Raw genomic sequence first — 16449 nt, 5'->3', positions numbered from 1 at the left:
ACGGCCAAGCAATCAAAAAGGAACATTCACATGGCAGGTTTGCCTACTGACAGCGCCCATCTCTCGGACCTGTCGACTGATGACATGATCGATGAATACGGCGGCGAAGTCGAAAGCCAGTTCGCCAAATCGTCCATCATGCGCAACTTCTTCCGTATCCGCCCGGTGCGCGGTACGGACACCATTGTCAACCGTCGCGTTGGCCGCACGACCCTGAAGAAGCTTCAGGCCGGTGTGCGCCCGGACGCCTCGAACACCCCGTTCGGCAAGGTCTCGCTGACCGTCGACACCGTTGTCCTCGCCCGTGACAACCGGTCGATGCTGAACGAATTTCAGATCGACTTTGATGCCCGCATGGAACTGGCACAGGACCACGGCAAGGAAATCGGCAAGTTCTTCGATCAGGCTTTCCTCATTCAGGCGATCAAGGGCTCCAAGCTCCCGGCCCCGGACTTCGGCGGCACCGCTGCTCAGAACTCCATCGGCCCCGGCAAGAACACCACGCTGACCACTGCCGGTGACGAGAACGACCCGGACAAGCTGGACGCCGCGATCCGCTCGATCATCGTCTCTATGGAAGAAGAAGAAATCGAGACCAACGAACTCGTCTGCTTCGTCCGTCCGACCGCTTACGACGTGCTCCTGCAGCACGGCAAGCTCGTGAACCGCGACTACTCCGCAGGCAACGGCGACTATGCCGGTGGCTTCATCCGCGAGATCAAGGGCGTCCGTATCGAGAAGTCGGCACGTATCCCGAACACCGCGATCACGAACCACTTCCTGTCCAATGCCGAGAACGGCAACGCATACGACGTGTCCGCTGCTGAAGCGAAGGCCGCTGCAGTCCTGCTGCACCCGAAGTCGCTGCTGGCCGGTGAAACCATTCCGCTGACCAGCGACATCTGGTGGAACCGCGAAGAAAAGCAGTGGTTCATCGACAGCTACCTCGCCTTCGGCGTCTCTCCGAACCGCCCGGACGTGTGCGGCTGCGTCTTCAAGGCGTAACTACCTCTCTCTCTAACTAGGGCCACTCTGCAAAGGGTGGCCCTATTTTCGTAGGTGGCGATGAGCAAGCTAGACATCATCAACCACATGCTCATGACGAATGAAGTCGCGAGCACGAACAGCCTCGACAGTAAGCACCCCGACGTACTGACTGCACTGCAGGTCCTTGATGGCCTGAATGCAGAGCTACAGGGCGCGAACACAGGCTGGTGGTTCAACACAGAAACAGACTTCCCGCTCTCCCCTGACGAGAACGGCGAGATCCACTTGCCGAAGAACCTGCTGAGCATTCGCAGGTCTACGGCACGCAACTATTCACAGGGTGAGCGCACCCGGTATGTGCAGCGAGGCGACCGCCTCTACGACACGCAACAACGCACCTTCAAGATCGGCAAGGCCGTGAATGTGGACATGGTGCTGCGCCTGCCTATCGATGACCTTCCGCACGCTGCGTACACGTACCTGAAGCACAGAGCCGCTCTGGACATGTACGTTGTCGACAAGACGAACCAAGTAAAGATTTCCCTACTGACAGACCGTACCGACAAGGCATGGCACAACTTACGTATCGAGGAAATCCGCACACGCGGTACTAACGCTTTCGACACACCGGCTGCACGCCGGATGCAATTCAATCAGAGCGGCGGGCGGAACCCTAACCTCATTGGAGGATAGCCGTGGATGTAGACGGCGCACTTAAATCCCTTCTGCAGGGTGTCTCACAGCAACCTGCACGTGACCGTCTGCCGGGCCAATGTAGTGAACAGATCAACATGAGTTGCGATCCTGTACGCGCGCTATCTAGGCGCACGCCTACGGACCTCGTTGGTCTGCTTGGTACCTTCACAGCAGTTCACGGTATCCATGACTTCGAGGCCAGCGACGGCACGAAGATCCTACTGATCGCCGCTGACGACGGTCTACATGCGTTCGACCTGAACGCCAATCCTCTGCCGTGCACGCTCACGCCTTCTGGCGCAGCCTACATGGCCGGGGCCGGTCCATTCCGCTTCGTGACAACCGAGGATGACAGCACGTACGTCATCAACACGCAGCGGGTTGTCCAGCGCTCTACCGAGACTGCGACCTTCTACAACAACGAGACGTACCCGTGCGGCATGATCCAAGTGCTAGGCGGGCAATACGGTCGGACATTCTCTGTCAAGATCGACGGTAACCCTGTTGCCGCCTACACGGTGCCTGACGGCTCCCAAGCTGCGCATGCACCTTACGTAGCGACGACGTGGATTACCGATCAGATTTACAACGAGATGCGCAGCAACCTCTCCGTTGAGAACTGGGGCCTGTACATCCGTGACGATATCATCCTCATCGAGAACCTGCAGGCCACAGACTTCGACCTGACTGTCAACGACGACAGCGGCGGCGTGAACATGAAGTGCATGACAGGTGTCGTGAACTCTGTTGACGACCTACCGAGGACGGCACCAAACCGCTACGTGGCACGGATCGCAGAGAACAGTGACCAGACCAAAGATCTGCACTTCATGTTCATCTCTGAGAAGCACGACACCGGAACGCCTACCCGAGACGGCTACGGCCAAGAGGGCTATTGGCAGGAGTGCATTGCTCCGAACACACCACTCGGCTTCACAGCAGACAACGCACCGCATGTGCTCGTGTACGACGCAGGCTCGTTGGAACTGCGACCTGTGGCGTGGGCGAAGCGTGGTGTCGGTACACTTACCTCTGCACCTGACCCGTCCTTCGTTGGGCGGCGTATCGAGGACGCAGGTCTGTTCCAAGAGCGTCTAGCGTTCCTGTCCGGGCCGAATGCTGTCATGTCCCGCACTAAGCGGCCTGACAACTTCTTCCGACAGACTATCTCTGCAGTCACGGAAACGGACCCTATCGACGTATCCAGCAGCACAGACAATTCTACTCTGATCACGGCTGTAGCTCACAACAAGGATCTCGTGATCTTCTCTCGTGAGAGCCAGTTCGTATTCTCGAACAAGACCAAGGCCACTCCGCAGAACTCTGCGCTGCAGCCCAGTACGACATTCGAGGCAGATCTGCACGCTAAGCCTGTGGCCGTCGGTCGTAACGTCTTCTTCGCCACGGTGCATGGCCGCTTCTCCGGTATACGCGAGTTCTTCACTGAAGGCTCTGCAGACCGGAACGACAGCCGCCCTGTTACCGAGCATGTGAAGCAGTACCTCGTCGGCGCATGTCGTCACCTGACCGCCTCGTCAAACTACGGACTGTTGCTCGTACATACGAACACTGGGCGTGAGACGATCTACCCGTACGAGTACATTTGGGGAGAGCGCGATCAGGGCAAGGTGCAGTCTGCATGGCACAAATGGGTGTTCGACTATCCTGTCGAGTACAGCTTCTTCGATGAAGACCGTGTGTACATTCTGATGCGTACACCTGAAGGCTACGTGATGTTGCGAGGATCATTGGACATCCAACACAGTCAGGGCATGGGCTACACAGTCTTCCTTGACAACCGCTTTGATGTCGAGGGCTGCGATACGCAGTTCGTGTTCCCGTACGACTACATCGCCGAACTCGGCACCGAGAAGGTCGTCGTCGTGCAGGGCGAAGGTTGCCCGGCACCCGGTATGCGGGCTGGTGACGTGGAGATCACGTACGTTCCCGGCACGGGCTACGTCGGCACGCTCCCGCAGTCAATGGAAGGTGGCAACGTCGTCGTAGGCACCCGCTTCCTGTCTCTATACGAGCCGACTATGCCGCTCGTGAAGGACAAGGATGGCGTAGCCATTACGACAGGCAAGCTGATCATCAACAAGTTCATCCTCGCTCTGCGCAGGACTGTACGTATGGTCGGTACCGTCATCTCGCCGTACACAGAGTTCCCGCCTGTAGAGTTCAACGGACGCCGCGTAGGCTTCGCCGAGAACGTGATCGGCAAGGAACCTCTCGTAGATCAATACTTCTCGATGCCTGTCAAGCAAGACGTGAAGCACGCCTCTGTACAATTCAGCACAGATGATCACACTCCCATGACGATCTTGGATATTGAGTGGGTAGGTAAGTACCACAAGACTGGTCGCAGGATCAGCACAGGAGAATAAGCAATGTGGAACGAGTTAGCCCTGAGTGGAGTTGGCAGCTTCATTCGTCGCGGTGTCTCGTTCGTTGCTGCACAGCGTGAAGCCAAGGTGCGTCGGCAATGGCAGGACTATTCAAACAAGATGGTCCGCATTGCCGATGCGCAGAACCAAAACGCCATCACCACAAACCAACTGCTCGCAAAGGAACGGAGTACGGTCCAATCGTACGATATCCAACGCAGCGCCCTGGTTACGAAGGCACAGGCTGAGGCATCCGCTGCAGCAGCAGGAACAAGCGGCAACTCCGTCAACGCCGTACTTCTGGAAATCGACCGGAACGAAGCAGAGACGCAAGCTCGCCGCGTACGAGACTTGAACACGCAGCTACTACAAGGAGAACAGCAGCGCTCCAACAGCGCACTGCAGGCAGTACAGTCGCTCGACTTCTCGCCTATCCCTATGCCCAAGGCAACCACGTATGCGCTCGGCTTCACTACCGATCTTGGCGCTACGTACAAAGACTACAAACGAGGACTGTAAATGAACAACGATACCGGACGGCGTGAAGTCGTCCAAGATCCGCTACAGAAAAGCGGCAGGGAACTCCTGCCGGAGCGTCAGCTTAGTCTGACTGGCGTACGCGATCCGGCCAGACCAAACCTGTCCGGTATCGGCGCGCATACCGCCAACATCCAAGAGAGCCTAGGCCGTCTACAAGAGATCGCCTCTGCTACAATGATGGAGGCCAAAGACGATGCCGTACTGAACGGCAAGATGATGTACATGCAGGGCGTGTCGGAAGAAGCCATGCTCGCTACGGGGAACAGGTTCACTGAGAAGGGATACCGGACGCTCGAAGCACGAGACAAGGTGCAGAGTTGGTACAGCCAATCGCTTATTAACATGCAGGAGCACTCGTCTACTGACCCTGTACAGTACCAAGAGATGTTGAAGTCTCAGCGTGCATCAATGCTTGACGGCATCACAGACCCTGACGCGAAGAAGATCGCCATTGCGTCCTTTGAGGACACGATGCAGAAGCTCGTGCACACGCAGTCGGTCAAGCAGAACGAATACAACCGTGACCGCCGCAAGGCGTCCTTCATGCAAACCCTGCTCTCCACCGGGACCGTATCCGACAGCGCCTCTTACAGGCCCGCTGGCAGCGATCTTGCTGTCTCTGACAGGATCGTAGCCCCGGTAATGCAGCCTAGCACCCGTGACCGCGACATTGCGATCAGGACGATGCTCGGCGAGGCAGGAGCCGAAGGCGCAGAAGGCATGGCCGCTGTAGCCCACGTTCTCCGAAACCGGGCACTTGATGGCCGGTGGCCGACCAGTATTGCTGGCGTGGCCCTGCAGCCGAACGCCTTCTCTGCTTGGAACCTCGGCGCAGGCGGCAATGATGCCGTCGATACCAAGGAAGGCAAGCTGTACGACAAGGCCGGTGAAATCTTCGACACAGTGATGGCCGGTCGTCACGTCGACCCGACAGGCGGTGCCACGCACTACTTCAGCCCTGCAGGTATGGACCTGTTGATCAAGCAAGGACATCAGTCGAACAAGCTACCGACATGGTACGAGGAAGAAAAGCAGCGCAGCGGTGGAGAGATCCGCATCGGTGGGCATGTGTTCATCGGTAAGACGAACGGAGACCGCAGCGGCGAGCGCCGCCCGGAGCCGTACGAGAGCGCAGAGAACGTCCAGCAGTTCGCGGATGTCCTCGGGCTGGACATCGGCAGCGACAACGCAGATCGCATCGGACAAGCGTTCGACCTGTTCACGATCAAGACAGGCGACTTCGACAACGTTGCCGCTGTGGATGAAGGCGTTGCCGATACACCTATGATCGCACAGGGCGGCACGACAGAGCTTAACGAGCTTCTGGCTGGATACCAAGGGTTGAGCAACGAAGACAAGCTCGACGTGTTCGTGCAAGCCGCTATATCTCAGTTCGCTGCAGACAATGGGGATTGGTTCACGGACGCCGGTGGCTACGGCATCTTGAATGCCCTAGGAGCTGGCCCGTCTGAAATCGCCAAGATCAACGCCGCGCAGACCAAATGGAACAACGACCGCCTGAACAAGTTCGACGCAGACCGCGAACTGTGGAAAGCGGACATCCTGAAGCGTGCAGAGGAAGGCGACGATCTCACTGTGCTGATGGCCGACATCGACAAGCGCGTTGCATCTGACGAACTGTCTGACGCTGCAGCCCAGTCGCTGGCCGCGTCCGCAGCATCTACTATCCGCAGCCGAGAGAAGAAGGACAACTCGGTCTTCAACAACACCGCCTTTCTCGGCGAGGTCGGGATGCTCTACCAGCAGATCAAGAGCGGAGCATTGACTGACTTCACCAAGACTGCTGCGAAGGGTCAGGCACTCGCTGAGAAGTACGGCGCTACTGAGCGTGACGTGCAGAAGCTCGTGACTGACATCTTCCAACTCGACCAGTCGTATCAGGACAGCCTGCGTAGCGGTGCAAAATCGGCCGCAGAGAAGGCGCAGCGCAATGCGTCTATCGCTGCTGATGTCGACAAGGCCATTTCCTCTGGCGTCGGTCTGAACCGCGTGACCGGTACCATTGAGACCAAGAACGCCTCTGGACAGACTGAGCGCATCAGCGCCAAGGAATACGGGGTGCAGGTCGTCAAGGATCGCTGGACAGAGTTCTACACTAAGCAGATCGCAGAGCAGAACATGTCGCAGGAGGAAGCCTCTGCAGGCATCCTACGAGACACGTACAGGGAACTGTCAAAGCACAACGTGGTCGACACGCAGATGCAGGATCAGATACGTGGTGCGCTGCTCGGCGACATCCAAGACAAAACCGGCAAGCTGGACCCGGCTGCAGTGTCAGCGTACTCGGCACTGCAGGTGCTCAAGACGACCCCTGATATTCCGAGGTCTTACATCAAGAGCCTGATCGGTGACGATTATGTCGAGCACTTCTTTGAGACGGCGTACATGCTTGACAGCGGAAACATGTCTGCAGAGCAGGCGCTTGTCCGGGCACACAGCCTGATGAACCAGCCGTTCGACACCCCGGAACAGAAGATTTCCAAGATGGTGGAGAACCGAGACCTGATCAACACGAGCGTTACCGAGGCCATGGCAGATATGGCAGAGCCCGGCTACTTGGAACGGACCCTGCCGTCAGTGGCTACGTACCTGCTGCAGCGTCCTGACGGTGCAAGCGAGGCGTTCTCCGATCCAGTGAACCACGCGCGGGCCGGTGCTTACCTCAAGGAGCGTGCCGACCTGTACGCCACCGCTCATCCCGGCACACCGGCAAAGGTTGCCATTGAGCGGGCGAAGACGGACCTGATGCGCAACGGTGCATTCGTCCAAGGCTCACTGATCCTCACAGACGGCGTTCCGCTTGAGCGGCGCATGGGTGTTGACGGCTACGGAGAGTTCGGCCCTGACAAGGCGGTACAGTGGTTCCTGCAGACCTACGGAAACGACACGCAGATGTTCGGCACCTTCTGGTCAGAAGACATGCTTGGCGGGTCCTCGCGGATCTACACGGACTACGACCCGGTAATGAACACATTCACCTTCGACATCGACCACCCCGACTACCCCGGCCAGCCGCTCGGCAGACCGCAGGTCGTGGACGCCGCAGAGATCGGCAAGGCGTACGTCGAGCACATGAACAAGCCCAGTGCATGGGACACCCTGATCAACAGCGCAGTAAGCGGAACGGCTACCGGCCTCTCGGTACTCGGCTCCGGCTTCGAGCGCATGGCAGAGGGAGACCAGCGCTGACACAAAGGCCCGCCTGTCTACGGATGGGCGGGCCACAGGAGACATGATGGAAGAACAGATCGTACAGGAGCCGCGCAAGATCCCCGGACTGATGAAGGTTTCGGAACAGGACGGCTTCGGTGGACAGACCCTCTCGCACGAAGTGCAGGCCGACGCAGACGCAAACGCAGCCAGCTTCGGACAACAAGTTTCAGACCGCTTCACAAGCGGAGACAACACTGCGTACCAACTGTACAAGGCCGGTCAGCGGAGCCTGATAGAAGGCGACCCTACCGCGTACCACGCAGACAGCTACATTGAAGAACACAAGAACCTGATCCCGAACGAGTTCCGCAAGCAGTTCATGCTCGCCGACAACCGGAACGAGGCAGATGCGATCCTCATGGATATGCGGGAGCAGATGGAGAAGCAGGAACGCATCAGCCGCCAGACCGGCGTGCGCCCATTCATCGCCGGGCTGATCGCCGGTATCGTTGACGTAGACGCCCCGCTCGCCCTCATGGGCGGTGCCGGGGTTAAAGCCGCAAGCCTCGGTATGCGGGTCGCCAAGGGCGCTGCTGCCGGTACAGCTATCAGCACTGGTGTTGTGGCACTCGGCGAGAGCGTGAGCACCACAGGAGATTGGCAGAACGTCCCAATGGCCGCGCTCGCCGGTATGGGCTTCGGCGCTGTCGGTGGCGTCTTCGCCAAGTCTGGTAGGGCCGCGAACGACAGTATCGCTGCAGCCAAGGAAGAACTCCGACAGAGCGTGGCTGACGGTGCGCCGCGTACCTCTGTGCATCCTAACGACCGGACCTTCGCGAATGACGACCCGTGGCTTGCACAGGCAGGTACAGGCTCAGTCGGCGCAGCACAGACGGCCTCTGCGAACCTCGTAGACGACATCGCAGACTATGCGTCGCGTACGTCACAAGACCTGATCGACGGGGCCTACAAATGGGCGGAAGATACCGGCATCCCGAGCGACTACTCCGGCGACCTCGGGAACCTGTATACGAAGAACAAGGGCCTCGGGAACGCTGCAGCTAACTTCCACAACATACAGGGCAAGCTCGGCTTGCACACCGACTTCGACAAGATGATGAGTTCCGGCGTCGTTACGGCGCAGAAGTTCGCCTACGACATGCTGGAAAGCGCATCTGGCATCGTACGGAACAACTCGTCAGGGGCAATGATCATGCACCACTACGAGCGTAAGGCTCTGGCTGACGTGATGACCGAGTACCCGACGCAGTACAAGCTGTGGGCGAAAGAGCACCACAATTTTGGACGCATGGCTGCTGAAGCACGCGATGACATCCGCAGACAGTTCGACACGGAAGTCGTGATGGAACTACAGGCTCGCTACTACGACGGGGCAAATGCTCAGCGTGCCGTACACCCTGCAGTCAAGGCCGCTGCTGATGCCGTTGACCGCTGGTCTGCTACCGACATCGAGATCGGCAAGGGCAAGCCCGGTGAGACCTCTGTCAAAGGCTACGAGAACCTTACTCACCAGTCTGGCTATTTCCCACAACGCTGGTCTGGCGCACAGATGACCAAGCTCCTGCGCTCTGGCGTGAAGAAGGACGACCTGATCCGCGCTATCGCTGACGGCTACAAGCACACCCTGCCCGGCGTCTTCGATGACGTGGACGCTGTGAAGTGGGCACGTGCCGTCGTGAACCGGGCACGCAGCAGCGACAAGGACGTGGATACGAACCTGATCGGCATCCTGCAGCAGGACGGTCGCGACTTCCTCGAAGAAACACTGACATCCAATGGCGTGTCGCAGTACGAGGCAAAGAAGCTCATCGACAAGCTGAGCGGCGCAATGGCTGAGCGTGGACAGGCAGGTCAGACCAAGAACCGCGTTGACATCGATCTACGCTTCACCGCGAGCAACGGTATCAACATCCGCGATCTTGTCGACCTCCGCGTTGAGCACATGCTGTCTCGCCGGGCCAGAAGGACCGCAGGACAGGCGGCGCTCGCCCGGAAGGGTATTCCCGACAAGGCGACACGGAACGCCGTTGTAAAGGCCATGCTGGACGAACAGGACGCCATGGGGCACGGACAAGCTCTCTCGGGAGTTTCTGGACGGGGTGTTCTCGTATTTCGAGGGCGGTCCAATCGCTGGCGGTCTGGACCCGGCAGTCAGCCGGATCAAGAAGCTGACGAACCTTGCCCTGCTGAACCAGCTTGGATTGACGCAGATCGCAGAGACCGGCGTGCAGGTCGCTGCTGTAGGTTGGGACGTGTGGATGCGTCATGCGGGTACGGAGTTCCGTCGCCTGCTGAATGACACCGAGAGCCCGCTTGCGCAGGAACTCAAGCACATGCACGTGCTGGTGCCTGAAGAACGCCTGTTCCGTGATGACTTCGACCTAGACAGCGACCGGCTGCAGGTCGGAGAGAAGCGTGCCGTGTGGGACGCTACAGACTTCCTACTCGACAAGGGCCAGCGCCTGCAGGGCTACCTGTCTGGCTTCAACAGTGTACGTAACATTCAGCAGCGGATTGCTGTCACCTCTGCTACAGACAAACTGTTCCGTCACCTGTCTGGCATCGATAAGGCGTCTACTGACCGCTTTGCAGACTGGGGCATCTCTGATGCACTGGCGAAGAAGCTAGAGACGTACGTTGCTAACGGCACGGTGGAGTTCAAAGACAACCACCTGCACAAGCTGAACTTCCAGAAGTGGTCCGACAAGGACGTTGACGAGTTCACCTACGCGATCAACAGGCACATGAACCAAGTTGTGCAGAGGGCGCTCGCTGGCGAAAGCTCGGTCCTGTTCCACAAGAACGGACTGATGGCCCTCATGTGGCACCTAAAGAGCTTCCCGATGCTCGCCATCCAGAAGCAGTTCATGCGCCATGCCCGCATTGCCGACAAGGAAACCGTTGCCGCGTTCATCGCGTCGATGATCACTGCCGGTGCAGTCGTGGCTGCGAAGGACGGTATCAATGGACGCGACAGCGAAGACCTAGTGAAGCGTGCATTCGGTATGTCGAACCTGACAGGTTGGATACCAATGTGGACCGATCCTGTAGCCTCTATGCTCGGCATGGATAACCTGAAGTTCAACGAGTACGCACGTGGTGTGGACGCTGGCGTCATCGCCGTTCCTGCAGCACTTCCTACGCTGAACCGTATGCTGCACGCCCCATCTGCCATGCAGAAGGTGCAGCTTGACCGCCATAGCAACAGCGACATCTACGCCCTACAAGCCCTGCCGATCGTCGGCAACCTGTACGGATTTTCCTACATGTGGAATGCAATGAAGGACTGATACAGAGCGAGTGCCATGACCCCTCCTATTAGAAATAACAGGAAAGGGATATTCCATGGCACTCGCCACTGTAACACGCATTGGCGACGGCTCTAACCGAACCTTCTCCGTATCCTTCGCTATGGGCTTCGTGAGCGCGGACGATATTACAGTCCGCGTTGCGAACGAGCTTGATGGTACGGGCGCTCCGCTCTACCGACCCTTCACGATCCTTGCCAACGAACTCATTGAGGTTGGTGGAACTGCTCCGGGCGTCGGTGACGAAGTTGTATTCCGCAGGCGCGTCTCTGACGTTGAGCGCCGCGTGGACTGGTCTACGGGAGCCGTCATCACAGAAGACAATCTCGACGGGGCTGACCTTCAGCTTTGGTACAAACTGCACGAACTTCTCGACGCAGAAGAATTGCGCAACCTTGATGTTGCGGAACTACAAGACGACGTACAGGAACTGCGTACAGACTACACTGCATTCGAGCAGGCAGTTAACGACGCAATCGCTGTCATCGACGCGCCTACTTGGTCGCAGGTCGTTGACAAGCCGGTATCGTTCCCGCCCTCGGCGCATACGCACACGAAGGAGCAGGTCGGTCTCGCTAACGTCGACAACACGGCAGACGCCGACAAGCCGGTTTCAAATCCGCAGCAGGCGGCATTGAACCTGAAGGCTAACACGGCTGACGTGAATTCCGCGCTCGGTCTAAAGGCTGACACAGCCGCCGTAAACACGGCGCTGGCTGGCAAGTCGAACACGGGCCACACGCATACCAAAAGCGAGGTTGGTCTGTCAAACGTTGACAACACGTCCGACATGAACAAGCCGGTATCGACCGCCGTGACTGCGGCAATCGCCGACTTCCTGAAGCAGGACAGCACCATTGCTGGCAAATGGGCTTCGCAGGCCCCCCGCATCCTCAAGGAAAAGCTTTTTGAGCAGGCCGATATTCGGGACTGGGGCGGCGTTGACCTGACGGGTCAGAACGACAACGCAAGCACCCTGCAGACCGCCTTGAACGAGGTTGGCGCTGTCGGTGAAGCTCTGCACATTCCGGGCGGTACCATTGCCCTCGGCAGCACGATCACGTGGCCTGAAGGCGCACATATCGTCGGAAACGGCAAGGCCGCTGGCGCTGGCTATTCCAAGTACAGCACCCTGCACTTCACGCACTCCGGCGTTGGCATCACGAACTCCGATAACGTCGGCGCTAGGTCCATCCGGGGCATGAACTTCAAGCGTACGCAGCCTGCTGTCGGCGCTGGTTGGGCTCCGGCTGATCACGGCTTCGACGTTCTGATCGAAGGTGGACAGGACATCCTCATTGAGGACTGCCACTTCATCAACCCGACACGGGCTATCCGTATTCAGGGTCGGCAGTCTAACTCCGCAAACAGCGGTCGTATCTTCGTGAACCGTGTGACGGGTCAGCCATTCAAGGTAGGTATCGATGCTACGCACTGTCTCGACAGTCTGTACCTCGACCAGATCCACTGGTGGCCGTTCTACTCGGCTGACCAGAACGTCATCAGCTACATCCGAAACAACCTGTCAGCCTACCTGTTCGGTCGCGTAGACAACCCGAAGATCGGGCGTCTGTTCTCGTGGGGCGCATTCCGCGCACTCAGCGCGTACAGTCAGGCTGCAGTCGGAAGCTTGCCGACCGGTGCCGCAAGTAAGATCAGCATTGACCTGTTCGGTGCAGACAACTGCGGCGTAGGCGTCCTGACAAACCCCGGCAACGCCGGTACGGACTTCCGCTTCGGTCACCTGTACATGGCATCCGATCCGAATGCCGCTGCTGGTGGTATCACCAACGAAGCATTCATGTGGCTGCTCGGCACGAACTCTCATGTCCATATTGGCGACCTGTACGGTCAATACACAAGCGGGTCCCTCGTCGCCATCAACGGCACAGGCAACCGCGTTGTCGTAGGCTCTAGCCGATCCGTCGCAATCGACGCTGCATCCTTCGGTGCAGGCGAGTTCGGTGTTGACGCAGGAAACGAGCTTGTTCTGCTCTCTGAGCCGAAGACCAGTGCGACCAACAAATTCACGGGCTCCGGCACGATCAAGGCACCTGTATGGCGGAACTATACGCCGACCGTGACTGCACAGAGCGGATCGTTCGGATCGGTATCTGCTACGGGCCGGTATCGCCGCGACGGAGACACGGTGTTCGTGAACGTCGAAATCACAGTCACTACCAATGGCACCGCCGCAAACGACGTACGGTTCACGCTTCCTGTCAACTCGGGCTCTGTGCCCTTCCAGATGAATGGACGCGAGACTGCAACGACCGGCAAGGTGCTGCACGTAACCGTACCGACGAACTCCGGTGTGGCGCTCGTCGGAAACTACGACAACAGCTACCCGGCAGGAAACGGTGCGAAACTTGTCATCTCAGGCTTCTACAAGCCGTAACCCAATGGAGGCTGCACCCGTGCAGACTATTCAATACTACTTGGGTGCAGCAACTAGTTACATCATCTCCCTCTTCAGCCTCTACATGGGTGATCTGATGGCATTCGGTGGCTTCTTGCTACTGATGCTTCGGATCACTCAGGAGGTCGTGAACCTCGTACGGACCATCCGAAATAAGAAGGATAAAGACGATGGCTAAAGGACCCGCAAAAGTAGGCCGCATTGGCGACCTGCACAACAAAATCACAGAGATCATGCTGACCGCGCTCGAACAGATCGAGCTTGCACAGGCAGCATACGACCCCGCAGACGAGAATGCGATTGTACCGCCAGAGGTACCAGCACCGCTTCTCTCTGTGATGGTCAAGTTCGTCAAGGACAACAATGTGACATGCGCACCCGAAGAAGGGAACACCATGTCTGAACTGCAGACCGCACTAGAGGCCAAGCGTGCAAAGCGCAAGGCCCGCGTAGGCAACGTTGTCCCATTCATCGATACAGATGAGTAAACGCTAGGAGCATCGGCACCAACTGGTGCTTCTAGGTGTACCCATCAAATACTACAGAGGAAGAACATGTCTATCCGCGAAGGAGCAGACGAGGCTCTAGCGCGGTGGCAACAGCTTGAGCTTCTGCAAGAACACTATGCCAAGTTTGAAGACTTCCTGATCGATGTCATCGAAGACCTCCTAGGCTTCACCTGCACTGAACTGCAGATCGATATCGGCCAGTATGTTGCATACGGACCTCAATACAGAATGGTGCAGGCGCAGCGCGGTCAGGCCAAGACTACGGTCACGGCTGCATACGCAGTGTGGCGCATCATTCACAACCCCGCAACGCGAGTGCTGATCATCTCAGCAGGTGGCGACATGGCTACCGAAATCGCGAACTGGATCATCCAGATCATCAACGGGATGCCTGAGCTTGAATGCTTGCGTCCTGATCGGGGCGCTGGTGACCGCGAGAGCGTCAAGGCGTACGACATCCACCACAGCCTAAAAGGCCCTGAGAAGTCACCCTCTGTCGGGTGTATCGGCATCACGTCGAACATGCAGGGTAAGCGTGCTGACCTTCTAATCGCCGATGACATCGAAAGCCAGAAGAACAGCCAGACGCAGACGCAGCGCGAACGCCTGCAACTATTGACCCGAGATTTCACGTCCATCTGCTCGAAAGGTGATGTCGTGTATCTCGGGACGCCGCAGAGCATCGACAGCGTGTACAACGATCTGCCGGGCCGTGGTTTCTCCGTTCGTATTTGGCCGGGCCGGTACCCGACGCCCAAGGAGCGTCTTGAGTACGGCGAGTACCTCGCCCCGTACATAGCCGTCAGGCTCGCCCGTGATCCTTCGCTCGGATCGGGCGCAGGCCCGACCGGCGAGCGAGGTCAGCCGACAGACCCGGTGCTTTTGGACGATGCAGCCCTGATCAAGAAAGAGATCGACCAAGGGGCCGCGTACTTCCAGCTACAGCATATGCTGTCGACCAAGCTGTCTGACGAGAACCGGTTCCCGCTCAAGCTCGCATCGCTTCGCGTGCTCGCTTTCGACCGGGAGAACAAATCCGCCCCAATGCTCCTGCAGTTCGCCCGGACAGACAACTGTCTGATCGAGCCGATCCCCGGTGCTCCCTACAAGGACCGGATGTATCGCGTGGCGAACGCAGACGAGTTCGGGCGCATCACTGGCTGGCACATGTATGTTGACCCCGCTGGTGGCGGCACCAATGGCGACGAAACCGCGTACGCCATCACTGGCTTCCTCGCTGGACGCATTTACCTTGCCGCCGTGGGCGGTGTACCCGGTGGCATCACAGAGGACGCCCTGAACGCCCTGACGGCGGTTGCTGAGCGGTGGAAGCCCGACAGCATCGGTATCGAGAAGAACTACGGCAACGGCGCTCTATCGACCACGTGGCAACCCACACTCCTGAAGAAGCATCGCTGCTCGATTGAGGACATTTGGGAAACCGGTCAGAAAGAGCTTCGCATCATCGACACGCTAGAGCCGATCATCGGCGGCGGTAAGTTCGTGGTGCACGAGGATATCCTACGCGAGGACTACGAGAGCATCCAGAAGTACCCTATGGAACTTCGCTCTACCTATAGCCTGTTCTGGCAGATGTCCCGCGTAACACGAGACAAGGGCTCGCTCATCCATGATGACAGGCTTGATGCCGTGGCTGCAGCCTGCCGCCACTGGACTGAAGCACTGGCGCAGGATGACGAGAAGGTCCGGGCCAAGGCGCAGCAGGACCGCTACAGAGAATTAATGCAGAACCCACTTGGTACTGGACGGCCTGTACCGGGCTGGAACCAGATGCACGGCTTGACCGGCGCTGGTGTACCAAACGCACTGAACAAACTGCAAATCGGCGCAAAGCCAATGAACAGAGTAACCATACGAGGATTGAGATGACAAAGACTGACCACGCAGAAGTGCGTGCAAAACTGACTGCGGATGTGTCCGCAAACCCGGCGCAGGTTGAGTTCCCGCTCGACGTGTACGGCTTCACCACCGACCTTCGCAAGGCTGGTCTGGCTGCTGCTCAGCGTATCGCTGCAGACCCGGACAAGTACGAAGTGTTCGCAACCACTCTGTCGATCATTCTGGCCCACGCCAAGGCCCGGATGAAAAGCGACAAGCTCTCGCGGAAGAAGCAGCTTGATGACATCCAACGGTTCGCAAAGGATCGTGAGGAACGCACCTGCACGTGATTGACCTAGAGATAGATTGGGCACGGGGCCTGTAGGTCGATATAGGATTGTGGTTTGCTATGCTCCACAATGTATCACCTTTTCAGCCGCCCCGTGCCCGCGCATCAGACGCCTCATAGCAGGCTGATCCGATGTGTATCTCACAATGCACAAAAGCTATACTACACCTCTGGTGACAAAACAACCACTCATATAGAAAATCGAAACAACAAGACCAAA

The 16449-nt window shown here is 58.0% G+C and carries 11 protein-coding genes; all 11 read left to right on the top strand.

Annotation, left to right across the window (positions count from 1 at the left end; genetic code table 11):
- Positions 1-30 precede the first annotated feature (30 nt).
- The 11 genes from OVA12_RS20335 (at position 31) to OVA12_RS20285 (ending at position 16230) form a co-directional block, all read left to right on the top strand.
- Positions 31-1005, top strand: a complete 975-nt coding sequence (locus OVA12_RS20335; protein ID WP_268140470.1) for a hypothetical protein — start codon at positions 31-33, stop codon at positions 1003-1005.
- A 60-nt stretch (positions 1006-1065) separates the two neighbouring features.
- Positions 1066-1680, top strand: coding sequence for a hypothetical protein (locus OVA12_RS20330; protein ID WP_268140469.1), 615 nt, complete (start codon positions 1066-1068; stop codon positions 1678-1680).
- Positions 1681-1682: 2 nt separating this feature from the next.
- Positions 1683-4070: a phage nozzle protein gene (locus OVA12_RS20325; RefSeq protein ID WP_268140468.1), complete on the top strand. Its 2388-nt coding sequence runs from the start codon at positions 1683-1685 to the stop codon at positions 4068-4070.
- Positions 4071-4073: 3 nt separating this feature from the next.
- Positions 4074-4589, top strand: coding sequence for a virion core protein, T7 gp14 family (locus OVA12_RS20320; protein WP_268140467.1), 516 nt, complete (start codon positions 4074-4076; stop codon positions 4587-4589).
- On the top strand, positions 4590-7820 hold the full coding sequence (locus OVA12_RS20315) for a cell wall hydrolase (RefSeq protein WP_268140466.1): 3231 nt from the start codon (positions 4590-4592) through the stop codon (positions 7818-7820). It begins immediately after the preceding gene.
- A 46-nt stretch (positions 7821-7866) separates the two neighbouring features.
- Positions 7867-10104, top strand: a complete 2238-nt coding sequence (locus tag OVA12_RS20310; protein ID WP_268140465.1) for a hypothetical protein — start codon at positions 7867-7869, stop codon at positions 10102-10104.
- Positions 10064-11095: a hypothetical protein gene (locus tag OVA12_RS20305; protein ID WP_268140464.1), complete on the top strand. Its 1032-nt coding sequence runs from the start codon at positions 10064-10066 to the stop codon at positions 11093-11095. Before OVA12_RS20310 ends, OVA12_RS20305 begins: the two co-directional genes overlap by 41 nt.
- Before the next feature lie 55 nt (positions 11096-11150).
- Entirely contained in the window at positions 11151-13511 is a 2361-nt protein-coding gene (locus OVA12_RS20300) for a phage tail fiber domain-containing protein (protein WP_268140463.1), read from the top strand.
- A gap of 191 nt (positions 13512-13702) precedes the next feature.
- Entirely contained in the window at positions 13703-14020 is a 318-nt protein-coding gene (locus tag OVA12_RS20295; protein WP_268140462.1) for a hypothetical protein, read from the top strand.
- A 66-nt stretch (positions 14021-14086) separates the two neighbouring features.
- Positions 14087-15931 carry a phage terminase large subunit gene (gene terL / locus OVA12_RS20290; protein WP_268140461.1) on the top strand — a complete coding sequence of 615 codons (1845 nt, stop codon included), beginning with the start codon at positions 14087-14089 and terminating at the stop codon, positions 15929-15931.
- Entirely contained in the window at positions 15928-16230 is a 303-nt protein-coding gene (locus OVA12_RS20285) for a hypothetical protein (protein WP_268140460.1), read from the top strand. Before terL ends, OVA12_RS20285 begins: the two co-directional genes overlap by 4 nt.
- The last annotated feature ends 219 nt before the right edge of the window (positions 16231-16449 follow it).

Source organism: Pannonibacter sp. SL95 (assembly GCF_026672425.1).
Classification (GTDB): domain Bacteria; phylum Pseudomonadota; class Alphaproteobacteria; order Rhizobiales; family Stappiaceae; genus Pannonibacter.
Note: the sequence above shows the minus strand (reverse complement) of the source record. Positions and strands in the feature narration are given on the sequence as shown.

Coding starts and splice junctions, on each gene's coding strand:
- OVA12_RS20335 (WP_268140470.1), top strand. CDS start 31: ATGGCAGGTTTGCCTACTGACAGCGCCCATCTCTCGGACCTGTCGACT.
- OVA12_RS20330 (WP_268140469.1), top strand. CDS start 1,066: ATGAGCAAGCTAGACATCATCAACCACATGCTCATGACGAATGAAGTC.
- OVA12_RS20320 (WP_268140467.1), top strand. CDS start 4,074: ATGTGGAACGAGTTAGCCCTGAGTGGAGTTGGCAGCTTCATTCGTCGC.
- OVA12_RS20315 (WP_268140466.1), top strand. CDS start 4,590: ATGAACAACGATACCGGACGGCGTGAAGTCGTCCAAGATCCGCTACAG.
- OVA12_RS20310 (WP_268140465.1), top strand. CDS start 7,867: ATGGAAGAACAGATCGTACAGGAGCCGCGCAAGATCCCCGGACTGATG.
- OVA12_RS20305 (WP_268140464.1), top strand. CDS start 10,064: ATGCGTCATGCGGGTACGGAGTTCCGTCGCCTGCTGAATGACACCGAG.
- OVA12_RS20300 (WP_268140463.1), top strand. CDS start 11,151: ATGGCACTCGCCACTGTAACACGCATTGGCGACGGCTCTAACCGAACC.
- OVA12_RS20295 (WP_268140462.1), top strand. CDS start 13,703: ATGGCTAAAGGACCCGCAAAAGTAGGCCGCATTGGCGACCTGCACAAC.
- terL (WP_268140461.1), top strand. CDS start 14,087: ATGTCTATCCGCGAAGGAGCAGACGAGGCTCTAGCGCGGTGGCAACAG.
- OVA12_RS20285 (WP_268140460.1), top strand. CDS start 15,928: ATGACAAAGACTGACCACGCAGAAGTGCGTGCAAAACTGACTGCGGAT.